Genomic DNA, 21,875 nt, shown 5'->3' on the forward strand with positions numbered 1-21,875 from the left:
ACGACACGCGCCCTCGGGTCACGCCTTGAACGTGACCCAGGGCTTGAGCCGCACGGCGCAGCGGATGAGCCCCGCGCTTTCCTGCGCCTCGATCACCGCGCCGATCGGCTTGTAGGCCTGCGGCGCCTCTTCGATGCGGCGCTCTTCGCGCAGCGTCACGCATTGCCAGCTGGCATCGGCGTCGTCGGGTGCGGGCCGCATCGCGCGCACTTCCTGCCGACGCATGCGCCGGCCGGCACCATGGCTGCACGACCACAGCCAGTCCTCATGCCCCAGCCCGGTCGCGAGGTACGAGTGATCGCCCATCGACCCGGGAATCAGCGCCAGGTCGCCCGCGTGCGCCGGCGTCGCGCCCTTGCGATGGATGTTCATGCCGTGCTCGCGCAGCACGACGTTGTGCGGCACGTCGACCACCAGCGTCGACGCCGTGGCGCCCAGCAGCTCGGCGAAGTCCTTGCGCACCAGCTCGGCCAGCACGACGCGGTTGGCCCACGCATAGCGCGCGGCCACGCCCATGGCTTCGAGGTACTCCTGCGCCAGCGGCCCGGCCAGGCCGTACAACCCGCTCTTCGGATGGCGCAGGCCCTGCGGCCACTCGGCCCGCGCGCGGTCCATCCAGCGGCCGCCGACATGGAACCCGATGTCGCGCGAGCCGCTGTGGATCATCACGACGACCTCGCCCGCCTTGAGGCCCGCGCGGTACGCCGCGTGCCGGTCCATCACCTGGTCGACCACCTGCAACTCGACGAAGTGGTTGCCACTGCCCGGCGTGCCCAGGCACGGGTCGCGGAACACCTCGTGGCGCGCGCCGGTGTAGGCCAGCGGTGCGTGCCGCGACTGCCCGCCGAAGCTCGCCAGGCCGATGCACGCGCCGATCTCGGCCTGCAGCCGGTCGCGGTCGCAGGCCGCCCAGAGCCCGTCGTTGCGCACAGCATCCAGGAACGCGGCCGGCCCGTCGTCGAACAGCGCACGAAACGCCGCCGTGTGAACCGGCACGTCGCGCCCGTTGTCGAGCAAGCCGCGCGTGAGCCGCGCGAGCAGCTGCGTCTTGTGCGGCGCCACCTGGTCCAGCGTGAGGCCGGTGGTCAGCAGGCGCATGCCGCAGTTGATGTCCGTGCCGACCGCGGCGGGGATCACGAAGTCGCCATCGGTGGCGACGACGCTGCCCACCGGCGCGACCGAGCCCGGATGAAGGTCCGGCGTCGCGCAAGCCTTGCACACGCGGTGCGCGCCGTCGGGCGAGCGCACGCTGGCGAAGGCCAGCAGCTGGTTCACGGCTTTTTCTTCCAGCGGCAGGCTCTGCGGCAGAAGCACGGTCGCCTGCGCGGCTTCGTTGCGCAGGTGATAGATACCGTCGCGGTAATCGACGGCGATGTGGGCGCGCGAAAAGGCGCGCTGGAGTCTCGAAAAATGACTATTGGTGGGGCTGCCCATGGCTGCAATTCCATTCGGGGAAACCGTGTCGGTTTCCGGGCCCCGTCACATCGCGTGGCGGGGCGAAAGAGATCGACCGCGTGCCTCGGGGCGCGCGGATCACTCTTTCTTGCAGCAGCAGAGATTCAAGAAAGCGGGCGGATTCTAGCGACGCGAAGCGCCTGCGAACACAGTGCGCAGGCGCGCGCGTCGTTTTTCCCCGTCAGTCAGCCAGTCAGTCCGGCGCGGTGAACACCGTCAGCACGCCGGTGTAGCCGTACAGGTGATGGCGCGCGATCTCGCCGGCGGCGAAGAAGCCGACCAATGGCACATCGCCCAGCGCATGCCGCACGATCTGCAGCTCGGCACCCGGTGCGCCGAAGTGCGGGCCGCCGCGTCCCGAGCAGCTCACGTACACCGCGCCCGCGATGCGCCGCGCCGGATGCGGCGCGGCCTCAGCCTCGCCGGCTGCCACGGCGCGCGCCGTGGCCAGCGTCTGTTCTTCGGGCTCGAGTTCTTCGCGGATCTCGGCGCAGATGCGCATCAGGTCGGCACGCGCCGCCTGCGCGTTGCGGCGGCAGAAACTCAGCCGCATGCCGGCCTCGGCGTTGTCGGCAATGGCGATGCCGCGCCGCGTCGGGTCGAGGCCGATGATGTGGCGCACCAGCACGTCGGCGCCCAGGTCGCCGGTGCGGCGGATGCCGTCGCTGCCCGCGTCGGCCAGGCCGACCAGCGTGTTGCGCACGGCGTCGATGGCTTCCTGCGGCCGGTCCAGCGACACCTGCAGGTCGGCCAGCAGCACGTCGAGCGCCGGCTCGCCGTCGAGCGACAGCAGCAGGTTGCCGTCGGCCTCGGTGATCTCGCGCTCGCGCGCGCCGCCGGTGCGCAGCGGCTGGCAGCCTTGCGTGACGCGCGACACCAGTCGCACGCCCTCGCCGAACACCACGCCCGACAAGCCGCCCGAGAACACGCCGCCCGCCGCGCCGTGACCGCGGATGTTGCCGTTGCCGCCGACCGCGAACTGCAGCGCCCCGCCGCGGCCGGACGAGAGCCCGCCGAACAGGTAACCAGTGTCGGTGCGCCCCGCCATCTCGCCGATCAGCTCGCCCAGGTCGGGCGTGGCCGGGTCGGCGTGCACGAGCGCGGTGTGCGCCTCGAAGCCGCTCATTTCGGAACTGCCCAGCGGCGCCACGCCGGAGAACACGCGGTACTGGTCACTGGGCAGCGCGCACAGCATCAGGCTCAGGCCGGGCTCGTCGAAGTACTCGGCGTTGTTGGCCGACACGCCGATGCCGACCGTGCCCGACCAGTCGGTGACCTCGGGCAGTTCGGCACTCAGGTGATCGAGGATCTCCTGCGCCTCGGCCGCGTAGTGGTCGGTGATGTAGAGCAGCCCGAGCGTCGGGTTTGACGCGTAGTCGGGCAGCGCCATCTGCGCGCGCAACTGGGCCAGCACGAGGCCGGCGGCCATGCGCCATTGCGGGTGGGTGGCATGGCCGGTGGGAAACAGTTTCATGGTGCGTACCGACCCGTGCGTCGTCGTCTGGAAAGGTGTCTGTAAGACGTCAGCGCCGGCCGGAGGCTCGCTTGCGCGCGGCGGTGGACGTGGTTTTCTTGCGCGCGGCGGGTGCCGGCGCGGCTTTTTTGGCGGCAGCTTTCTTCGGGGCAGCCTTGGGGGCCGGCTTGCGCGCCGCCGTTGCCTTGCCGATGACCTGCCCCACGGCATCGGCCAGCGGCTGCGCCATGGCCGGCACCTTGAGCTGCGCCGCGTCCTGCAGCGCCGTGCTCGCGATCTGCTGGAACTGCTCGGTGAGCGAGCCCCACCATTGCATCGGGTCGACCACGCCGGCGGCGCCGTTGGACAAGGCGGGCTTGGCACGCGAGGTCTTCTTCGGCGCCGGGGCTTCCTCTTCTTCCGCTTCCTCCTCGGCCTCGTCGAACTCTTCTTCCTCTTCCTCTTCCTCGACGGGCTCCGGTTCGGGCCGGGGGGCGGGCGCCGGGGCGGGAGCCGGTGCAGGCGCCATCGCCGCGGCCTGCTTGGTGAACGCGCTGGCGATGTCTTCCATCCGCACGTTCATGCCGCGCAGGGTCGACAGCGTCATCTTCTGCACTTCGAGCGCCTGGATGGTCGCCTTGAGCGCGTGGCCGTTCTGTTCGAGCCAGTACTGGACGGTCTTGAGTTCCTGGATGCGCTTGTCGACCTCTTCGACGCTCATGGTGGGCGCGACCCAACTCGCCAGGCTGGGAATGCCGGGCACCGAGCCGGAGCCCGCGGCGGCACCGCCGGCGAGGTTCTTCAGGAAGTCGAATCCGGGGACGAACTGGCTGAAGTCGAAGGGTTTGCTGGCGTTGCTCATGCGGGAGGTCTCCTGGCTGGGTTTTCTTGTGCTGCCAGCTTACTCCAAGCCCTTTGCAAGCGAATCAGAGCTCGTCCCTGACCCGGCTGAAAACCTTCCAGAAATTCGCGTCCTGCGAGGTCGCGAAGTTGATCCGCATCATCGTGCTCGGCGGGCGGCGCGCATGGAACAGCGAGCCCGGCGCCAGCAGGTAGCCCTGGTCGAGCATGCGTTGCGTGAGCGCGTCGGTGTCCACGCCCGTGTCGACCCAGCCGAACAGCCCGGCCGGCTCCGAGGCGAAGGTGCAGCCGTGCGACATGGCCAGCTTCACCGCGCGGCCGCGCGCGCCGTCCAGGCGGATGCGCACGCGCTCCGAATGGCGGCGCAGCTGGCCCTGGTCGATGCACCACGACAGCGCCCGCTCGAACAGCGTGGGCGAGGTCAGCGTGGCCAGCAGCTTGGTCTCCAGAAGCCGCTCCTTCAGCGCGGGCGAGGCGGCCAGGAAGCCGATGCGCCAGTTGGGCGCCAGGATCTTCGCGAAGCCGCTGACGTAGATGGTGCGCTGCAGCCCGTCGAGCGCACTCAGGCGCGTGGCGTGCTCGGGCGCGAGGTGGCTGTAGGTGTCGTCCTCGACGATGTGGAAGTCGTGCTCGTTGGCCAGCTTGAGCACGCGGTGCGCGCTGCCCGGCGTGAGGCTGTAGCCGGTCGGGTTGTGCAGCACGCTCACGCTGACGAAGAGCTTGGGGCTGTGCAGCTTGCAGTACTGCGCCATCACGTCGAGGTCGGGCCCGTCGGCGCGGCGCGGCACGGGCAGGATGCGCATGCCCAGCGCCTCGAGCCGCGCGAACTCCAGCGCCCAGCCGGGCTCCTCGACCATCACCGGATCGCCCGCGCGCAGCAGCGTGCGGCTCACGATGTCCAACGCGTGCGTGGCGCCGATGGTAGTGACGATCTGGTCGGGCCCGGCCGGCACGTTGATGCGCACCAGCTTCTGCGACAGGCTGCGGCGCAGCGCGAGGTCGCCCGAAGGCTCGCCGTACTGCAGCGACAGCTCCTGCAGCGCCGACGTGGTCGTCACGCGGCGCACCGCGGTCGCCAGGAAGGTCGAGGCCATCCAGTCGGGCGGGAACACGCCCATGCCCGGCTGCGGCTTGTCGCTCGGGCGGTGGAACATGCTGCGGATCAGCGAACTGGCGTCGGCCGGCACGCGCGAGGCCATCATCGGCGGGACCACGGGCACGGCATGCGCCGGGTTGCGCGAGCTCTCGGACGCCGGCGCCGCGTCGCGCACATAGAAGCCGCGCTGGCGGCGCGCCTCGACCAGGCCCTGCGCGAGCAACTGGTCGTAGGCGGCGACCACGGTGTACGGGCTCACGCCCTGCTGGCGCGCGCACTCGCGCACCGAGGGCAGGCGTGCGCCAGGGGCCAGCAGCCGGTTGCGGATGCGCTCGGCGAGGCGGTCGGCCAGCTGCCCGGTCAGGGACTGGGTGGAGGTTCGGGTCAGCATCGGATCGGGCTGCATCGCACAGAGAGTAAGAAAAGGGCGGCGTGTGTCGAAGGAATGACCAATACAGATTTCAGATTTGTTCGGTCATCTGTACTGGAACTGTAATGGTCCAAAGTTTAGAGTCTGTGACATGAACTGGCAAGAATTCACCGCGCTGCTGGTGCTGGCCACGGCGATGAGCTTCTCGCCCGGCCCCAACACCACGCTCTCCACCGCCCTGGCGGCCAACGGCGGCCTGCCGCGCGCCATGCGCTTCGTGGTCGCGGTGCCGGTCGGCTGGACCTTGCTGCTCGCCATCTGCGCGGCCGGCCTCGGCGCGCTGGTGGTGGCCATGCCACCGCTGCGCCTGGCGATCAAGGGCCTGGGCATCGCCTACCTGCTGTGGCTGGCCTACAAGCTCAGCGGCAGCGCCCAGCTCGGCAAGGCCGACAGCGCCCGCCTCTCGGTCGGCTTCGGGCAGGGCGTGATGCTGCAGTTCGTGAACATCAAGGCCTGGCTGCTGGCGCTCACGCTGGTGGCGGGCTGGATCGCCGGCCAACCCGACGCGCTCGCGCGCTTCGCCATCGTCGCGCCGGTGATGCTCACCTACGCCTTCACCAGCAACTTCGCCTATGCGCTGGTCGGCGCACTGCTGCGCGAGTGGCTGGCCAAGGGCCGGCGCCTGCTCTGGTTCAACCGCGCGATGGGCCTCATTCTGGTCCTGACGGCCTGGTGGATGGTGGGCGTATGAAGCTCGCCATCAAGGACGAAACGCTGGGCATGTGGCTCGGGGTGGTCGGCGTGGCGCTGTTCGCCATCACGCTGCCGATGACGCGGCTGGCCACGGGCACGCAAGAGGCGCCGCAGCTGTCGCCGTGGTTCGTCACGCTCGGGCGCGCGGCGCTGGCGGGCGTGCTGTCGGCCGTCTTTTTGCTGGTCACGCGCTCGCCGCGCCCGGCGGCGCACCAGTGGAAGCCGCTGGGCATGGCGGTGCTGGGCAACTGCATCGGCTTTCCGCTGCTGCTGGCCTTTGCGCTGCGCGTGGTCACGGCCAGCCACGCGGCGGTGGTGACCGCGCTGCTGCCGCTGGTCACGGCCGCGGTCGCGGCCTGGGTGCTGCACCAGCGCGCGCGGTTGGGCTTCTGGCTCTGCGCCATCGCGGGCAGCCTGCTGGTGGTGGTGTTCTCGGTGCTGCGCGCGCAGCAGAGCGGCCACGGCTTCGGTTTCGAATGGGCCGACCTGCTGCTGGTCGGCGCGGTCGTCGCAGCCTCGGTCGGCTACATCTACGGCGCGCAGGTCACGCCGTCGCTGGGCGCCGAGCGCGTGATCTGCTGGGTCTGCGTGATGGCGCTGCCCGTGACGCTGCCCGCCACGATCGCCCTGTGGCCGCAGCAGCCCGTGGCCGCCTCGGCCTGGGTCGGCTTCACCTACGTGGGCATGTTCTCGATGTGGATCGGCTTCTTCGCCTGGTACCGCGGCCTGGCCCTGGGCGGCGCGCTGCGCGTGAGCCAGACGCAGCTGCTGCAGCCCTTCCTGTCGATCCTCGCGTCGATCCCGCTGCTGGGCGAGCCGCTCGACCTGGTGACGCTGGGCTTCGCCGCCGCCGTGGTCGCCACGGTGGTCGCGGGCAAGCGGCTGTCGCAACCGGCAGCGCCTGCCGCTGTTCCACGCGGCGCCGAGCCGCAGGCCAGGAGCTGACCACCATGACGCTGTTCAGCCATGTCACCGTCGGCTGCACCGACCTGCCGCGCGCCGCCGCCTTCTACGACGCGGTGCTGGCGCCGCTCGGCCTGATCCGCCGCCCCGTGACGCCCGACGGCGGCCCCGACGCCGCCTGCTGGATCGCGCCGGGCCAGACGCTGCCGCGTTTTTACGTGTACATCCCGCTGGACGGCGAACCCGCCAGCGCCGGCAACGGCAGCATGGTCGCGTTCTGCGCGCCCTCGCCGCAGGCCGTTCATGCCGCCCACGAGGCGGCCCTGCGCCACGGTGGCCGCGACGAAGGCGCGCCCGGGCCCCGCCCCCGTTACGGGCAGGGCTATTACGGCGCCTACCTGCGCGACCCGGACGGCAACAAAATCCATGTCGTGCACCGTGGCGACATCCCGCCATCCTGACGACACACTCAGACTCACCTCTCATTCGCCAGAAAGAAGAAAGCCTCCCATGAACTGGAAACTCGCCGCCCGCGCCGCCAAGATGAATCCTTCGGTGCTGCGTGAAATCCTCAAGGTCACCGAGCGCCCCGGCATCATCAGCCTGGCCGGCGGCCTGCCCTCGCCCAAGACCTTCCCGATCCAGGAATTCGCCGACGCCTGCGCCGAAGTGCTGCACAACGACGGCCAGGCCGCGCTGCAGTACGCCGCCAGCGAAGGCTATGCGCCGCTGCGCCAGGCCGTGGCCGACATGCTGCCCTGGGACGTCGACGCCTCGCAGGTGCTCATCACCACCGGCTCGCAGCAGGGCCTCGATCTCGTGGCCAAGGTGCTGATCGACCCGGGCAGCAAGGTGCTGGTCGAGACGCCCACCTACCTGGGCGCGCTGCAGGCCTTCGGCCCGATGGAGCCGCACCCCGTGGGCGTGGCCAGCGACGACGAGGGCGTGATCGTCGACGACCTCGTGAGCAAGGCGGCCGACGCGCGCTTCGTCTACCTGCTGCCCAACTTCCAGAACCCCACCGGCCGCACCATGACCGAGGCGCGCCGCGCCGCTGTCTCCGCTGCCGCAGCCGCCGCGAACCTGCCGATCGTCGAGGACAACCCCTACGGCGAGCTCTGGTTCGACGAAGCCCCGCCGCTGCCGCTGGCCGCGCGCAACCCCGAGGGCGTGATCTACCTGGGCTCGTTCTCCAAGGTGCTGGCCCCGGGCCTGCGCCTGGGTTTCCTGGTGGCGCCGAAGGCCATCTTCCCCAAGCTGCTGCAGGCCAAGCAGGCGGTCGACCTGCACACGCCGATCTTCACGCAGCGCATGGTCTCGGCCGTGATGAAGGACGGCTTCCTGGATCGCCACGTGCCCACCATCCGCGCGCTGTACAAGCGCCAGCGCGACGCGATGATCGCCGCGCTGCACCGCGAGATGGCCGGCCTGGACGTGAAGTTCAACGCCCCCAAGGGCGGCATGTTCCTGTGGGCGCGCCTGCCCGAGGGCATCGACACCGTGACCCTGCTGCCCAAGGCCGTGGAGCGCAACGTGGCCTTCGTGCCCGGCGCGCCGTTCTACGCCGGCGAAGGCGATCCGCGCACGCTGCGCCTGTCGTTCGTGACCGCCAGCGTCGAAGAGATCGACACCGCCATCGCCGCGCTCGCCGTCACGCTGCGCGAAGAGCTGGCGCTGCTGGCCCCCGCCCACGCCTGACGGGGCCGACGACGATGCACATCGCGATCCTCACCTTCGATGGCTTCAACGAGCTCGACTCGCTGGTCGCGCTCGGCGTGCTCAACCGCGTGAAGAAGCCCGGCTGGCGCGTGACGCTGGCCTCGCCCAGCGCCACCGTGACCTCGATGAACGGTGTCACGGTGCATGCCACCGCGACGCTCGAAGCGGCCTGCGAGGCGGGCGCGGTGATCGTCGGCAGCGGCATCCGCACGCGAGAGATCGCCGCCGACGCGGGCCTGATGGGCGTGCTGCGCGGGCTCGACCCATCGCGCCAGCTCATCGGCGCGCAGTGCTCGGGCACGCTGCTGCTGGCCAAGCTCGGCCTGCTGGGCACGGTGCCGGCCTGCACTGACCTCACGACCAAGCCCTGGGTGCAGGAGGCCGGCGTCGAGGTGCTCAACCAGCCTTTCTTCGCGCAGGGCAACGTGGCCACCGCGGGCGGCTGCTTCTCGGCGCCCTACCTCGCGGCCTGGCTCATCGCGCGCACCGAAGGCCTCGAGGCCGCGAAGAGCGCGCTGCACTACGTCGCGCCGGTCGGCGAGAAAGACGACTACGTGGCGCGCGCGATGCGCAACATCGAACCGTACCTGCAGACGCAGCCATCGGCCACGGCCGACGCCCTCTGCGCACAAGGACACTGAACACCATGCTCAACATCTGGGGCCGCATCAGTTCGATCAACGTGCGCAAGGTCGTGTGGTGCGCGCAGGAGCTCGGGCTCGACTTCCAGCGCACCGAGGCCGGCGGCAAGTTCGGCGTGGTGCAGACGCCCGAATACCGCGCGCTCAACCCGAACGCCATGGTGCCCACCATCGACGACGGCGAAGGCGCCGAGCGCGTCACGCTATGGGAGTCGAACGTCATCGTGCGCTACCTGTGCGCCCGCTACTCGCACGGCACGCTCTACCCGAGCGAGCTGCCCGCGCGCTTCGACGCCGAGCGCTGGATGGACTGGCAGCAGACCACGCTCAACCGCGCCAGCCGCGACGCCTTCGTGCAATGGGTGCGCACGCCGCCTTCGGAGCGCCAGCCCGCGCTGATCGCCGCGTCGGTGCGCGAGAGCGAGGCGCTGTTCGCCATGCTCGACGCGCACCTCGCGCAGCGCCCCTACATGGCCGGCGAGCGCTTCACCATGGCCGACATCCCGATCGGCTGCGAGGCGCACCGCTGGTTCGGCCTGCCCGGCGCCGAGTACCGCCGGCCCGTCTGGCCCAACGTCGAGCGCTGGTACGCCGACCTGCTTTCCCGCCCGGGCACGCGCGGCGTGCTCGACCTGGCTTTGGAATGACCCCCAGGCTACGCGCACTTCGTGTCGCTTCGCCAACCCCCTTCCAGGGGGCGACACCAGTGGCCCGGCAAAGCCGGTTCCACGGTGTCCCCTCGACTGACATTGCCCGCTGATCCGAACCGTTTGAATCCGATGAAATCCCGCCCCTTCAAGCAAGTCGACGTCTTCACCGCCACCGCCTACTACGGCAACCCGCTCGCGGTGGTGATCGACGGCCAGGACCTGGACGACGCCGCCATGCAGCGCTTCGCGCAGTGGACCAACCTGTCGGAGACCACCTTCCTGCTGCCGCCGACCGACCCGGGCGCCGACTACCGCGTGCGCATCTTCACGCCCGGCGGCGAGCTGCCCTTTGCCGGCCACCCGACCATCGGCAGCTGCCATGCCTGGCTGCAGGCCGGCGGCAAACCCAAGGTGGCGGGCCGCGTGGTGCAGCAGTGCGGTGCGGGCCTCGTGCCGCTGCGGCGCGACGGCGAGCGCCTGGCCTTTGCCGCGCCGCCGCTCAAGCGCAGCGCCCCGAGCCCCGCGCTGCTGGCCAAGGTGGCCGGCGCGCTGGGCCTGAAGGCGCAGCAGGTCATCGCGGCGCAGGTGCTCGACAACGGCCCGGTCTGGTTCGGCCTGTTGCTGAACGACGCCGACGCCGTGCTGGCGCTGCAGCCCGACCACCGCGCGCTGAAGGAACTGGGCGTGAAGGCCGGCGTGGCGGGCGTGCCCTCGGCGCACGACACCTCGCTGCTCATCGGCCGTTCGAACCGCGAGGCGCGCGCCTTCGGCAACCGCCCCGCCACGCCGAACGACGACGGCGCGAAGATCGACCTCGAGGTGCGCGCCTTCGCCGAGCCCATCGGCGTGCAGGAAGACCCGGTCACCGGCAGCCTCAACGCCAGTCTGGCCGAATGGCTGATCGCCGACGGCCACATGCCCGAGCGCTACCTGGCCGCGCAAGGCCAGTGCCTGGGCCGCGCGGGCCGCGTGCACATCGAGCGCGACAGCGACGGCACGATCTGGGTCGGCGGCGATGCCGTGACCTGCGTCGACGGCCACGTCACCCTCTGAACAAAGGCACGCCATGGCCCCCGCCGAAATCGACCACCTGGTGATCGCCGCCGCCTCGCTGGCCGAGGGCGTGGCATGGTGCGAGGCCACGCTCGGCGTCACGCCCGCGCCCGGCGGCGTGCACCCGCTGATGGGCACGCACAACCGGCTGCTGAACATCGCGAGCGCCGCGTTCCCGCGCGCCTATGCCGAGATCATCTCCATCGAGCCCGGCAAGGCGCCGTCGCGGCCGAAGACGCACCGCTGGTTCGACCTGGACGACGCCGCGCTGCAGGCCGCGCTCGCGCAGCGCGGCCCGCACCTGATCCACTTCGTGGCGCGCGTGCCCGACGCGCACGCCGCCACGCAGGCGCTCGCGCGAGAGGAGCATGCGCACATCGACCGCGGCCACCTGCTCGAAGCCTCGCGCGACACGCCGGCCGGCCGACTCGAGTGGCAGATCACCGTGCGCGACGACGGCCAACGCCTGTTCTACGGCGCGCTGCCCACACTGATCCAGTGGGGCGCGGTGCACCCCACCGACGCCATGCCCGCCTCGGGCCTGGCACTGCGTTCGCTGCGCGTGGCGCATCCGCGCGCGCCGGCACTGTCGGCCGCGCTCACGGCCATCGGCATGGGCGGACTGCCGGTCGATGCCGGCCCGCCCAACCTCGTCGCCGTGCTCGACACGCCGCGCGGCCCCGTCACCCTCGAATCGCAAGGACTCTGACCCCATGCTCACCCTGACCGAAATCGCCTGGTTCGCCCTCGCCTCGCTGCTGCTGGCGCTCACGCCGGGGCCGAACATGATCTATTGCGTGTCGCGCACGCTGATCCAGGGCCGCCGCGCGGGGCTCATCTCGCTGGGCGGCGTGCTGATGGCGTTCCTGGTGCACCTGTTCGCCGCGGCGCTGGGCCTCACGGCGCTGCTGCTGGCGGTGCCGGTCGCGTTCGACGCGATCCGTTTCGCCGGCGCGGCCTATCTGATGTGGCTCGCGTGGCAGGCGGTCAAGCCCGGCGGCAACGCGCCCTTCGAGGCCCGCGCGCTGCCGGCCGATCCGCCGGCCAAGCTGTTTCGCATGGGCTTTCTCACGAACCTGCTGAACCCGAAGGTGGCGATGTTCTACCTGTCGTTCTTCCCGCAGTTCATCCATCCCGAGCGCGGCTCGGTGCTGCTGCAGAGCCTGCAGCTGGGCATGGCGCAGATGGCGAGCAGCGCGCTGGTCAACACCGTGATGATCGTCGGCGCCGCGAGCATCACGGCCGTGCTGTCGCAAAGCGCCGGCTGGCTGCGCGCACAGCGCTACATCATGGGCAGCGTGCTGGCCGCGCTGGCCGTGCGCGTGGCGCTCACCGAACGCAAGTAAGCAACCCGAAGGACGTCGATGCGATTCACCCGCGAAGAGATCGAAGCCGCGCAGCGCACCGTGCATGCGGCCATGCCGCCCACGCCCCAGTACACCTGGCCACAGCTGTCGCAGCGCCTGGGCGCCACGGTCTGGGCCAAGCACGAGAACCACACGCCGGTCGGCGCCTTCAAGATCCGCGGCGGCCTGACCTACTTCGAGACCCTCGCGCGCGAGCAGCCCGCCGTGCGCCACGTGATCAGCGCCACGCGCGGCAACCACGGCCAGTCGGTCGGCTTCGCTTCGCAGCGGCACGGGCTGGCCGCGACCATCGTGGTGCCGCACGGCAATTCGCGCGAGAAGAACGCGGCGATGCGCGCGCTCGGCGTGACGCTGGTCGAGCATGGCGACGACTTTCAAGCGGCCGCCGAACATGCGTCGGTGCTGGCCGAGCGCGATGCGCTGCACCGCGTGCCCTCGTTCCATCGCGAACTAGTGCGCGGCGTGTCGACCGCGTATGTCGAGTTCTTCAGTGCATTGAAAGCTTCACCGCCCGACGTGCTGTTCGTGCCCATCGGCCTGGGCTCCGGCTTCGCCGGCGCGGCGGCGGCGCGCGCGCATTGCGGCGTGTCGACGAAGCTCATCGGCGTGGTGTCGGCGCATGCCACGGCCTACCGCGATTCGTTCCGCGCGCGCCATGCGGTCGAGTCGCCCGCCACCACGCGGCTGGCGGACGGCATGGCCTGCCGCACGCCGGTGCCGGAGTCGCTGGAGGTGATCCTGCGCGAAGCCGATGACGTGATCACCGTGACCGACGACGAGGTGGCCGAAGCCATGCGCGTGCTCTTCAGCGACACGCACAACGTGGCCGAAGGTGCGGGCGCGGCTGCGTTGGCGGGCGCGCTTCAGCAGAAGGAACGCTGGCGCGGGCAGACGGTGGGCGTTGCGCTGAGCGGCGGCAATGTCGACGCGGACATGTTCGCCGGGGTGCTGGGACGCAGCGCCTGATCCGCGCTCAGGGCAGCGGCCCGGTGTTCGCCGTGCTCAGCGGCAGCTGGGACACCTCGGCCAGCAGCAGCGCCAACTGCTGCGCGGCCGCATCGATCACCGCCTGACCCTTCGCTGCCGTGGCCGCTGCGGCGTTACCGGCAGCGCCCTGCGCGTTGTAGTCCTCCATCGCCCAGCCGAGCTTGGCGCTCTTGCCGTTGCCGAGGATCGCGCAGTCGGCCGCGCGCTGCTCCGAGGTGGAGCTGAAATCCTTCGCCTCGCCCATGCGCACCAGCGCGGGCGTCAGCGCCAGCATCATCGAGGTCTCGACCTCGCCCGCGTGCACGCCGAAGCGGTGCTCACGGGCGCTGAACTGCGCGTTCGCATCGCCCAGCGGCAGGTTGAACCAGCTCACGCTGTAGACGATCAGGCCGTGCGCGGCGCGCAGCTCGCGCGCCACGATGTCCATCGCGCCCACATGGCCGCCGTGGGCGTTGAACAGCACCAGCTTCTTCACGCCGGCGCGCGCCACGCCCGCGCCGATCTCGTTCCACATGCGGATCAGCGTCTCGGCCGAGAAGGTGAGCGTGCCCGCGAAGCGCGCGTGCTCGGGGCTCAGGCCGATCTGCTGGGTCGGCAGGAACAGCGCCGGCAGTTCCGGCGGCAGCAGCGGCAGCGCGGCGGCCACGATGCCGTCGGCCAGCACGGTGTCCACGCCCAGCGGCAGGTGCGGGCCGTGCTGCTCGGTCGCGCCCAGCGGCAGCACCGCCACCGTGGTCGCCGCGTCGAGCGCGGCGAAGTCGCGCGTCGTCAACTGGGACCAGAAACGGGGCCAACGGGGCGAAGAGACCGGAAGTGCGTTCATGCCGCGATCTTAGGACGGGGCCACGGGCGGCGCATGGGGCAACACTTGCATACAACTTGCCAACATCGGATGAATTGATCGCGAATCTGTTCACGATTAGTTCTCATCTTTCCCGATGTTCGGTCCTATTGTTTACAAATTGGCCTAGAGTCCCTTTTCACGAACTTTCCGCCACGGCTTGTCACGGCCCAGGAGAGTTCACGCAAAAGGGAGTAGCGTGTCCATCCATCCACAAAAAAATGGAGGCACCGTCGTTGCCGGGCGCAAAGTCGCGCCCTTCAAGGCATTGCCTCACCATCTCGCACGAGCCGTGCGGGGTTTGCCGCCGATCGTGTGCGTGCTGGTCTTCGGAAGCAGCACCGCGTACGCGGAATCCACTGTCGCGCCCTCGCCGGCCGCCCCCCTGGGCAGCGCGCTGGCGTATGACGCTTCGCAGCACGACGCCCTCATCGTCGCGCGCCGTGCCGGTCGCATCACGCCGGCCCAAGCCCTGCAACAGCTGCGCCAATGGCTGGAGGCGCCCCTGGCCGACGACCAACGCCGGCGCGTGGCGTCCGACGCCATCGCGATCGCGGTGGCCGACGGCCGCTTCGCCGACGCGGTGGCCGTGGGCCGCCAGGTGCCGCCCGGCGAGCTGGGCGACTACGCGCTCGGCCCGCTGGCCGGCGCCGCGCGGCGCACAGGCGACATCGCCCTGCAAGGCGACACCGTCAAGGTCTGGCGCGCGCGCCAGCCGGCCGCCCGCGAACCGCGCATCCACGAAGCCTTCTGGCGACTGGCCAGCGGCGACACGGCGGGCGCGCAAACCCTCTACCGCGCACTCGCACAGCCCGCGCCCACCGAGGTCACCGACCGCGTCGCGCTGCTCGACCTGCGCGCCGCGCTGGCGCGTGCCCAGGGCCAGCCCTTCCAGGCGCTCACGGCCTACGGCGAGATCTCCGCGCTGCAGCCCCAGCGCCGCGATGCACAGCGAGACGCCGACTTCCTGCTGGCCGAGTACGGCGGCGCCACGGCCGCGTTCGAGGACGCGCAGGCGGCCGAACGCAAGCAGCCCGGCAGCCTCGCGCCGCTGACGCTCGCACTGCTCGAACAGCAGGCGCTGGCGCAGCAACTGCGCTGGGCCGTGAAGGCGCGCGACCAGCGCCTGGGCGCAGCGCGCGTCACCGACCTCGACAAGGTGCTGGCCGCCCAGAGTGCCGCGCTGGCCCGCGTCGACGCCGCGCTCGCGCAGCCCGCCCCGCCAGACGCCGACACCTGGCGCACGCTGCGCATGCGGCTGCAGTCCGACCGCATGATGGCGCTGCTGGAGCGCGGCCGTCCCGCCGACACCATCGCGCTGTACGACAGCCTGCGTGCCGACGGCACCGCCTTGCCGCCCTACGCGCTGGGCACCGCCGCCCGCGCGCTGGCGCAGGAGCGCCGCTCGGCCGATGCCGTGCCGCTGTTCGAGAAAGCGGTCGTCGACCTGCCGATGCCCGACAGCCTGCACTTCGGCCTGGTCTACGCCTACCTGGACACCGGCCGCTTCGACGAGGCCGAGGCGCTGCTCCAGCGCATCGAAAGCGCCACGCCCGTGCTGATGCGGCTGGCGCCGGAAGCCGGCCGCCCCAACGACCAGTTCTCCGAGGTGAGCGGCCTGAGCGCGCTGCTGCAGCTCTACGGCGACCGCCCGAAGATCGCGCAGCCGCGCTTCAACACGCTCACGCAGGAAGCCCCGCTCAATGCGGGCTACGCCTACGGCGCCGCGCTCACCGAGCGGCTGCGCGAGCACCCCGAGGCGGCCGTGGCGCGCTTCGAGGCGCTGAGCGCCGACCACCCCGACGACCTGAGCGTGCGCACCGGCCATGTCGAGGCGCTGCTCGACGCCGACGAATTCCGCGCGGCCCGCATCCGTGCCGAGTCGCTCGAGGCCGATGCGCCCGACGCCGCCGAAGTGCGCGAGATGGCGCGCAAGCGCCGCTCGCTGGTCGGCCCGCAGCTCGAGATCGATGCCGAAGGTTCGCGCGGCGGCGGCACGCTGGCCAGCCGCGAATGGCGCGTCGACAGCCGGCTCAGCTCCGGCCTCATCGGCGACGCATGGCGCGTGTTCTACGCGCAGACGCTGGGCCGCGGCTACACCTCCGAGGGCACGGCCCAATGGGCGCGCGGCGGCCTCGGCGCGAGCTGGCAACAAGGCCGCTGGCTGGCCGAAGGCGTGCTGCAGCATGCGAACAGCGGCCGCTACCGCAACAGCGTGGCCGGCCGCGTCGACTACCGCGCCAGCGATGCCTGGCGCCTGTCGGCCACCTACGACGGCGACAGCAAGGAGCTGCCCTGGAAAGCCCGCGCCGTGCCCTTCGGCGCGCAGGCCATCGGCGCGCGCGAGTTCGGCGCCAGCGCGGCCTACGTCGTCAACGAATCGCGCCGCTTCGACCTGCAATGGCGCCGCCTCGACTTCAGCGACGGCAACCTGCGCGACGGCCTCGACTTCGGCTGGCGCGAGCGCTGGGTCAGCACGCCGCGCTTCCAGATCGAGACGCGGCTGGGCGTCGATGCCAGCCGCAGCCGCCTGCAGGACGTGCGCTACTTCAGCCCCTCGCGCGATGCCAGCGCGCAGCTGTCGGTGCGCGGCCAGTGGCTCACCTGGAAAAGCGACGACCGCCAGTTCTTCCAGGTGCTGGAGCTCGGCGGCGGCAGCTACCAGCAGGCCGGCTTCGGCAGCGGCCCGCTGTGGAACGTGCGCTACGAGCACCGCTGGGCCCTGGGCCAGAAGCTCACGCTGCGCTATGGCCTGACCTACGGCAGCCATCCCTACGACGGCGTGCGCGAAAAACAGCGCGGCGTGTTCCTGAACCTTTCGATGCCCCTGCAGTGATGTCCGTGATGCAAGCCCCCACCTTCTTCCTCCGGCTGCGCGCGGCCCTGCTCGGGCTGCTGCTGGCGACGGCGTTGCCTGCACTGGCCGCGCCAGTGCTGCCCGCCGACCCCGACAACGGCGTCGACTTCCGCGTGATCTCGTTCCACGACGTGCGCCCCAACGTGCGCGCCAGCTTCGAGACCTCGCCCGACGAAACCGCCATCGACGAGCGCACGCTCGCCGAAGTGTTCGCCTGGCTGCGCCACAGCGGCTACCACCCGGTCAGCCTGCAGCAGATCATCGATGCGCGCGGCGGCGGCAAGCCGCTGCCCTCGCAGCCCGTGCTGCTGACCTTCGACGACGGCTACCGCAGTGCCTACACGCACGTGTTCCCGCTGCTCCAGCGCTTCAACTACCCCGCGCTGTTCGCGCTCGTGACGAGCTGGCTCGAGGTGCCCGAAGGCCAGCCCGTGCACTGGGGCGACAAGCCCGCACCGCGCGAGAACTTCCTGCTGTGGCGCGAGGCCGCCGAGATGGCGCGCTCGCCGCTGGTCGAGTTCGCCAGCCACACCGACGCGATGCACACCGGCATCCAGGCCAACCCGCAAGGCAACATGCTGCCCGCCGCGGCCACGCACCGCTACGACCCGAAGACCGGCCGATACGAGGACGACGCCGCCTACCTGCGCCGCATCGAGACCGACCTGCGCCGCAGCCGCGAGCTGATCGAGAAGCGCACCGGCGCCAAGGTGCGCGCCACCGTGTGGCCCTACGGCGCCTACAACACGCCCGCGCTGGAAGCCTCGGCGCGCGTGGGCATGCCGATCACCTTCACGCTCGACGACGGCGCGAACACGAAGGAGATTCCGCTCAGCCGCATCCGCCGCGCGCTGGCCGCCTACGACAACGAGGCGCCCGACTACGTGCAGATGCTGCGCAGCCCGGTGGGCGGCGAGGTGCGCCCGATCAACCGCGTGATGCACGTCGACCTGGACTACGTGTACGACGCCGACCCGGCCCAGCAGGAGCGCAACCTCTCGGCGCTGATCGAGCGCGTGGCCGCCGTGCGCCCGCGCTCGGTGTTCCTGCAGGCCTATGCCGACCCCGACGGCGACGGCGTGGCCGACGCGCTGTACTTTCCCAACCGCCACCTGCCGATGCGCGCCGACCTGTTCGCCCGGGCCGCCTGGCAGCTGCGCAGCCGCACGGGCGTGAAGGTCTATGCGTGGATGCCCGTCACCGCCTACCGGCTGCCGGCGTCGAACCCGCTGGCCACGCACACGGTGCGCACGCTCAAGGGCGACGCGCCGGCCGACCGCTACCACCGGCTCTCGCCCTTCGACCCGGCCGTGCGCACGCTGGTCGGCGACCTGTACGAAGACCTGGGCCGCCACACCTTCTTCGAAGGCCTGCTGTTCCACGACGACGCCATGCTCTCGGACGACGAGGACGCCAGCCCCGCCGCGCTCGACACCTACCGCCGCTGGGGCCTGCCGGCCGACGTGGCCGCGCTGCGCGCCGACCCCGCGCTCATGGCCCGCTGGACCACCGCGAAGACCCGCTACCTGATCGACTTCACGCACGAACTCGCGGCGCGCGTGGGGACCTGGCGCCCCGCGCTGGAGACGGCGCGCAACCTCTACGCGCGGCCGGTGCTCGAACCCGCAGCCGAGCAATGGTTTGCCCAAAACTATGAAGCCTCGCTTGCCGCCTACGACTACGTCGGCCTGATGGCCATGCCGCGCATGGAGCAGGAGGCCCGCACCCCAGCCGACAGCGACGCCTGGCTGGGCCGCCTGGCGCAGCGCGCGGCCGCCACGCCGCACGGCCTGGACCGCACCGTGTTCGAGCTGCAGGCACGCGACTGGCGCACCGGGAAACCCGTGGCCGACGCCGAGCTCACGCGCCAGTGGACGCTGCTGCAGCGCGCCGGCGTGCGCCACCTGGGCTACTACCCCGACGACTTCCTGAACAACCAGCCCTCGCTGGAGACCGTGCGCCGCGCGATCTCGGTGCGCTCGCTGCTGTCGCGCGCACCCCGGCGCAACCACGACGCCGCCACGCTGCCGCCTGAAGGAGGGAAGCCCCGATGAACACGCTCCAGATGCTGGTGGACCTGATTCCGCCGGTGCTCTTCGGCTTCGTCTTCTACTACCCGTTCTTCATGGCGTGGGTGTGGATCGCGGGCGGCCTCTCGCACGCGTGGTCGTTCGAGCGCAAGCGCGACGTCGAGGTCGACCCGCTGCCGCTGCTGCCCTCGCAGCCGCTCGTGACCGTGGTGGTGCCCTGCTTCAACGAGGCGCCGCACCTGCGCGAAGTGATCGAGCAGCTCATGCGCACGCGCTACCCGAACTACGAGGTGATCGCCGTCAACGACGGCAGCACCGACGGCACCGGCGAGCTGCTCGACGAGATGACGCTCGAGTTCAGCCGCCTGCGCGTGATCCACAACGCCAGCAACCAGGGCAAGGCCGTGGGCCTGAACACCGCCTGCCAGCTGGCGCGCGGCGAGTACATCCTGGGCATCGACGGCGACGCGCTGGTCGACCCCAACGCCATCGCCTGGATGCTCAAGCGCATGCTGGCCTCGGATCGCATCGGCGCCGTCACCGGCAACCCGCGCATCCGCACGCGCACCACGCTGCTGGGGCGCATGCAGGTGGGCGAGTTCTCGTCGATCATCGGCCTCATCAAGCGCTCGCAGCAGCTCATCGGCACGCTGTTCACGGTGTCGGGCGTGCTGGCCATGTTCCGCCGCCGCGCCGTGCTCGAGGTGGGCTTCTGGAGCCCCGACGTGCTCACCGAGGACATCGACATGAGCTGGAAGCTCCAGCTCGCCGGCTGGCGCCTGCGCTTCGAGCCGCGCGCGCTGTGCTGGATCCTCATGCCCGAAACCCTGCGCGGCCTGTGGAAGCAGCGCCTGCGCTGGGCCGTCGGCGGCATCCAGACCATGCTGCGCATCACGCCGTCCATCCTGCGCCTGCGCAGCTGGCGCCTGTGGCTCATCTACAGCGAGTACATGGTGAGCGTGGTGTGGGCCTATGCGATGGCGCTGGTGCTGGTGATCAGCTTCATCCGTCCCTTTCTGCCGCACGAGTCGGCCTGGCATTCGGCGCTGCTGCCGCACTGGCAGGGCACGCTGCTGGCCATGACCTGCATCCTGCAGATGCTGCTGAGCCTGTGGATCGACCGTCGCTACGACCGCGACCTCATGCGCTATTTCGCCGGAACGATCTGGTACCCGATCGCGTTCTGGACGATCACGATGGCCACCACGGTGGTCGCCCTTCCCAACGCTCTGATGCGTCGTCGCGGCAAGCGCGCGGTGTGGACGAGCCCTGACCGAGGAGTTTCTTCCGATGCATCCTGAGAACCCGCTCTCTTCGCCGGCGCTGCACGAAGCCCCGCCGCCCCGCACCCGTTCGTGGGGCCAACCCGCGGTGGACGAACCCATCATCGACGCCGCGCGCATTCCATTGCACGCCTTCGGCAACGGCCGTTCGCCGGCGCGCACCCTGGCCATGTACCTGTGGCTGCGCGTGCTGCGTCCCGCGATCACCGTCGCGATCTGGTTCTGCGCCATCTGGTACGCCTGGCCCTACGTGATGGGCGCGCGCTCCCAGCCCGAGGTGCTTCAACTGCTGGGCCTGTACGCCATCGTCATCGGCGTGATCCTCGCCTCGATGCTGATCATGGGCCCGCTGCGCCGCCGCCAGCACCGCAGCGAGACGCCGCCGGAGAAGGAGCAGTCGTCGCTGTTCGCGCTGGCGTCGTACATCGAAGTCGCGCCCGCGCGCCTGTCGACCTGGCAACGCACGCGCCAGCTGCTGGCGCACCACGATCACCACGGCCAGCTGCGCGACGCCACCGACACCGCGCCGGCCGCGCTGGAAGAAGAAACGCCAGCGAAGCGCCGCAAGGCCTGACGCGCAGAGGCAACCGACGCGGCCTTTCGGCCGCGTCGCTGCAGGGGTTTCGGGGCGGTGATTCAATCGCGCGGCGGCAGCGCCGCAGACAGATTCACCTTCTTCCAAGGACCCCGACATGGACCTCCAGCTCCAGGACCAGCACGTTCTCATCACCGGCGGCAGCAAGGGCATCGGCCTGGCCTGCGCGCTGGGTTTCCTGCGCGAAGGCGCGCGCGTGAGCCTGGTCTCGCGCGACCTGCAGAACCTGCAGCAGGGCCAGCAGTCGCTGCTCGCCGCGTTCCCGCAAGCCGAAGGCCGCATCAGCCTGCACGCCGCCGACCTCAAGAACCCCGCCGGCGCTGTGGCCGCTCTCGACGCCGCCGAGCAGGCCTTCGGCCCTGTCGACGTGCTCGTCAATTCGGCAGGCGCCGCGCGCCGCACCCCGCCCGACGAGCTCACGCCCGCTGCGTGGCACGACGCGATGGACGCCAAGTACTTCACCTACATCCACATGATCGACCCGATCGTGAAGCGCATGGGCACGCGCGGCCGCGGCGCGATCGTCAACGTGATCGGCCAGGGCGGCAAGGTTGCGAGCCCCGTCCACATGGCCGGCGGTGCGGCCAATGCGGCGCTGATGCTGGTGAGTGCGGGCATGGCTGCGGCCTATGCAGCGAAGGGCGTGCGCGTGAACGCCGTGAATCCGGGGCTCACGCTGACTGCGCGGCTGCAGGAAGGGATGAAGGCGGATGCGAAGCTGCAGGGGATCGGCACCGATGAAGCGCTGGAGCGCGCGACTGCGCGCCTGCCGCTGGGGCGCATTGCGACGCCGGAGGAAGTCGCCAACACCGTGCTCTTCCTGGCGTCGTCGAAGGCAAGCTATGTGACCGGCGCGATCGTGGCGATGGATGGCGCCGTGACCCCGATGATCTGACGAGGGACAACAGGGGGAGCGAACGCAGTGATGCGATCCCCCCAAGGCCGAGCGCAGCGACGGCCC

General features: G+C 70.8%; 20 protein-coding genes. 15 read left to right on the forward strand and 5 right to left on the reverse strand.

Annotation, left to right across the window (positions count from 1 at the left end):
- Positions 1 to 18: 18 nt before the first annotated feature.
- The 4 genes from VHAB30_RS22320 to VHAB30_RS22335 form a co-directional block, all read right to left on the reverse strand.
- Positions 19 to 1,434 (reverse strand): RtcB family protein, encoded by a 1,416-nt coding sequence (locus VHAB30_RS22320; protein ID WP_159278648.1) that lies wholly within the window; start codon positions 1,432 to 1,434, stop codon positions 19 to 21.
- Positions 1,435 to 1,648: 214 nt separating this feature from the next.
- Complete coding sequence (locus tag VHAB30_RS22325) at positions 1,649 to 2,929, reverse strand: FIST signal transduction protein (protein WP_070060267.1); 1,281 nt, start codon at positions 2,927 to 2,929, stop codon at positions 1,649 to 1,651.
- Between the two features lie 49 nt (positions 2,930 to 2,978).
- The gene (locus VHAB30_RS22330; RefSeq protein ID WP_159273751.1) at positions 2,979 to 3,770 is read right to left on the reverse strand and encodes a PhaM family polyhydroxyalkanoate granule multifunctional regulatory protein; all 792 of its coding nucleotides are present in this window, start codon (positions 3,768 to 3,770) and stop codon (positions 2,979 to 2,981) included.
- Between the two features lie 64 nt (positions 3,771 to 3,834).
- Positions 3,835 to 5,256 carry an aminotransferase-like domain-containing protein gene (locus VHAB30_RS22335; RefSeq protein ID WP_159273750.1) on the reverse strand — a complete coding sequence of 474 codons (1,422 nt, stop codon included), beginning with the start codon at positions 5,254 to 5,256 and terminating at the stop codon, positions 3,835 to 3,837.
- A gap of 130 nt (positions 5,257 to 5,386) precedes the next feature.
- Between VHAB30_RS22335 and VHAB30_RS22340 the strand changes: the two genes are divergently transcribed.
- The 10 genes from VHAB30_RS22340 (at position 5,387) to VHAB30_RS22385 (ending at position 13,287) form a co-directional block, all read left to right on the forward strand.
- A complete protein-coding gene (locus VHAB30_RS22340) occupies positions 5,387 to 5,986 on the forward strand; it encodes a LysE family translocator (RefSeq protein ID WP_070060269.1) in 600 nt (199 codons plus the stop codon).
- Positions 5,983 to 6,933, forward strand: coding sequence for a DMT family transporter (locus tag VHAB30_RS22345; RefSeq protein ID WP_159273749.1), 951 nt, complete (start codon positions 5,983 to 5,985; stop codon positions 6,931 to 6,933). Before VHAB30_RS22340 ends, VHAB30_RS22345 begins: the two co-directional genes overlap by 4 nt.
- Before the next feature lie 11 nt (positions 6,934 to 6,944).
- Positions 6,945 to 7,352, forward strand: coding sequence for a VOC family protein (locus tag VHAB30_RS22350; protein ID WP_062471216.1), 408 nt, complete (start codon positions 6,945 to 6,947; stop codon positions 7,350 to 7,352).
- Between the two features lie 49 nt (positions 7,353 to 7,401).
- A complete protein-coding gene (locus VHAB30_RS22355) occupies positions 7,402 to 8,589 on the forward strand; it encodes an aminotransferase-like domain-containing protein (protein ID WP_062471189.1) in 1,188 nt (395 codons plus the stop codon).
- Positions 8,590 to 8,603: 14 nt separating this feature from the next.
- Positions 8,604 to 9,251, forward strand: a complete 648-nt coding sequence (locus VHAB30_RS22360) for a DJ-1/PfpI family protein (protein WP_159273748.1) — start codon at positions 8,604 to 8,606, stop codon at positions 9,249 to 9,251.
- 5 nt (positions 9,252 to 9,256) lie between these two features.
- A complete protein-coding gene (locus VHAB30_RS22365; protein WP_159273747.1) occupies positions 9,257 to 9,898 on the forward strand; it encodes a glutathione S-transferase family protein in 642 nt (213 codons plus the stop codon).
- A 132-nt stretch (positions 9,899 to 10,030) separates the two neighbouring features.
- Positions 10,031 to 10,954, forward strand: coding sequence for a PhzF family phenazine biosynthesis protein (locus VHAB30_RS22370; protein ID WP_172438398.1), 924 nt, complete (start codon positions 10,031 to 10,033; stop codon positions 10,952 to 10,954).
- 13 nt (positions 10,955 to 10,967) lie between these two features.
- Positions 10,968 to 11,663, forward strand: a complete 696-nt coding sequence (locus tag VHAB30_RS22375; protein ID WP_159273745.1) for a VOC family protein — start codon at positions 10,968 to 10,970, stop codon at positions 11,661 to 11,663.
- 4 nt (positions 11,664 to 11,667) lie between these two features.
- Positions 11,668 to 12,300: a LysE family translocator gene (locus VHAB30_RS22380; RefSeq protein ID WP_062480600.1), complete on the forward strand. Its 633-nt coding sequence runs from the start codon at positions 11,668 to 11,670 to the stop codon at positions 12,298 to 12,300.
- An 18-nt stretch (positions 12,301 to 12,318) separates the two neighbouring features.
- A complete protein-coding gene (locus tag VHAB30_RS22385) occupies positions 12,319 to 13,287 on the forward strand; it encodes a threonine dehydratase (protein ID WP_159273744.1) in 969 nt (322 codons plus the stop codon).
- A gap of 7 nt (positions 13,288 to 13,294) precedes the next feature.
- Here the strand turns inward: VHAB30_RS22385 and VHAB30_RS22390 are convergent, their stop codons facing one another.
- Positions 13,295 to 14,131: a creatininase family protein gene (locus tag VHAB30_RS22390; protein ID WP_095743493.1), complete on the reverse strand. Its 837-nt coding sequence runs from the start codon at positions 14,129 to 14,131 to the stop codon at positions 13,295 to 13,297.
- 337 nt (positions 14,132 to 14,468) lie between these two features.
- Here VHAB30_RS22390 and pgaA point away from each other — a divergent pair, with 337 nt between their 5' ends.
- The 5 genes from pgaA to VHAB30_RS22415 all read left to right on the forward strand — a co-directional run bounded on the left by pgaA (position 14,469) and on the right by VHAB30_RS22415 (position 21,809).
- Complete coding sequence (pgaA, locus tag VHAB30_RS22395; RefSeq protein ID WP_159273743.1) at positions 14,469 to 16,985, forward strand: poly-beta-1,6 N-acetyl-D-glucosamine export porin PgaA; 2,517 nt, start codon at positions 14,469 to 14,471, stop codon at positions 16,983 to 16,985.
- Positions 16,986 to 16,993: 8 nt separating this feature from the next.
- On the forward strand, positions 16,994 to 19,060 hold the full coding sequence (gene pgaB, locus VHAB30_RS22400; RefSeq protein WP_159273742.1) for a poly-beta-1,6-N-acetyl-D-glucosamine N-deacetylase PgaB: 2,067 nt from the start codon (positions 16,994 to 16,996) through the stop codon (positions 19,058 to 19,060).
- Entirely contained in the window at positions 19,057 to 20,337 is a 1,281-nt protein-coding gene (pgaC, locus tag VHAB30_RS22405; RefSeq protein ID WP_159273741.1) for a poly-beta-1,6-N-acetyl-D-glucosamine synthase, read from the forward strand. Before pgaB ends, pgaC begins: the two co-directional genes overlap by 4 nt.
- Positions 20,327 to 20,893 (forward strand): PgaD family protein, encoded by a 567-nt coding sequence (locus VHAB30_RS22410; protein ID WP_159273740.1) that lies wholly within the window; start codon positions 20,327 to 20,329, stop codon positions 20,891 to 20,893. Before pgaC ends, VHAB30_RS22410 begins: the two co-directional genes overlap by 11 nt.
- Before the next feature lie 118 nt (positions 20,894 to 21,011).
- Positions 21,012 to 21,809, forward strand: coding sequence for an SDR family oxidoreductase (locus VHAB30_RS22415; RefSeq protein WP_159273739.1), 798 nt, complete (start codon positions 21,012 to 21,014; stop codon positions 21,807 to 21,809).
- Positions 21,810 to 21,875: the final 66 nt, after the last annotated feature.

Origin of the sequence: Variovorax boronicumulans, assembly GCF_009811375.1 — a bacterium.
GTDB classification, from domain to species: Bacteria; Pseudomonadota; Gammaproteobacteria; order Burkholderiales; family Burkholderiaceae_C; genus Variovorax; species Variovorax boronicumulans.

What these genes read in the sequence shown, in the direction of transcription:
- VHAB30_RS22320 (WP_159278648.1), bottom strand. Translation starts at nt 1,434, where the DNA reads ATGGGCAGCCCCACCAATAGTCATTTTTCGAGACTCCAGCGCGCCTTT.
- VHAB30_RS22325 (WP_070060267.1), bottom strand. Translation starts at nt 2,929, where the DNA reads ATGAAACTGTTTCCCACCGGCCATGCCACCCACCCGCAATGGCGCATG.
- VHAB30_RS22330 (WP_159273751.1), bottom strand. Translation starts at nt 3,770, where the DNA reads ATGAGCAACGCCAGCAAACCCTTCGACTTCAGCCAGTTCGTCCCCGGA.
- VHAB30_RS22335 (WP_159273750.1), bottom strand. Translation starts at nt 5,256, where the DNA reads ATGCTGACCCGAACCTCCACCCAGTCCCTGACCGGGCAGCTGGCCGAC.
- VHAB30_RS22340 (WP_070060269.1), top strand. Translation starts at nt 5,387, where the DNA reads ATGAACTGGCAAGAATTCACCGCGCTGCTGGTGCTGGCCACGGCGATG.
- VHAB30_RS22345 (WP_159273749.1), top strand. Translation starts at nt 5,983, where the DNA reads ATGAAGCTCGCCATCAAGGACGAAACGCTGGGCATGTGGCTCGGGGTG.
- VHAB30_RS22355 (WP_062471189.1), top strand. Translation starts at nt 7,402, where the DNA reads ATGAACTGGAAACTCGCCGCCCGCGCCGCCAAGATGAATCCTTCGGTG.
- VHAB30_RS22360 (WP_159273748.1), top strand. Translation starts at nt 8,604, where the DNA reads ATGCACATCGCGATCCTCACCTTCGATGGCTTCAACGAGCTCGACTCG.
- VHAB30_RS22365 (WP_159273747.1), top strand. Translation starts at nt 9,257, where the DNA reads ATGCTCAACATCTGGGGCCGCATCAGTTCGATCAACGTGCGCAAGGTC.
- VHAB30_RS22370 (WP_172438398.1), top strand. Translation starts at nt 10,031, where the DNA reads ATGAAATCCCGCCCCTTCAAGCAAGTCGACGTCTTCACCGCCACCGCC.
- VHAB30_RS22375 (WP_159273745.1), top strand. Translation starts at nt 10,968, where the DNA reads ATGGCCCCCGCCGAAATCGACCACCTGGTGATCGCCGCCGCCTCGCTG.
- VHAB30_RS22380 (WP_062480600.1), top strand. Translation starts at nt 11,668, where the DNA reads ATGCTCACCCTGACCGAAATCGCCTGGTTCGCCCTCGCCTCGCTGCTG.
- VHAB30_RS22385 (WP_159273744.1), top strand. Translation starts at nt 12,319, where the DNA reads ATGCGATTCACCCGCGAAGAGATCGAAGCCGCGCAGCGCACCGTGCAT.
- VHAB30_RS22390 (WP_095743493.1), bottom strand. Translation starts at nt 14,131, where the DNA reads ATGAACGCACTTCCGGTCTCTTCGCCCCGTTGGCCCCGTTTCTGGTCC.
- pgaB (WP_159273742.1), top strand. Translation starts at nt 16,994, where the DNA reads ATGCAAGCCCCCACCTTCTTCCTCCGGCTGCGCGCGGCCCTGCTCGGG.
- pgaC (WP_159273741.1), top strand. Translation starts at nt 19,057, where the DNA reads ATGAACACGCTCCAGATGCTGGTGGACCTGATTCCGCCGGTGCTCTTC.
- VHAB30_RS22410 (WP_159273740.1), top strand. Translation starts at nt 20,327, where the DNA reads ATGCATCCTGAGAACCCGCTCTCTTCGCCGGCGCTGCACGAAGCCCCG.
- VHAB30_RS22415 (WP_159273739.1), top strand. Translation starts at nt 21,012, where the DNA reads ATGGACCTCCAGCTCCAGGACCAGCACGTTCTCATCACCGGCGGCAGC.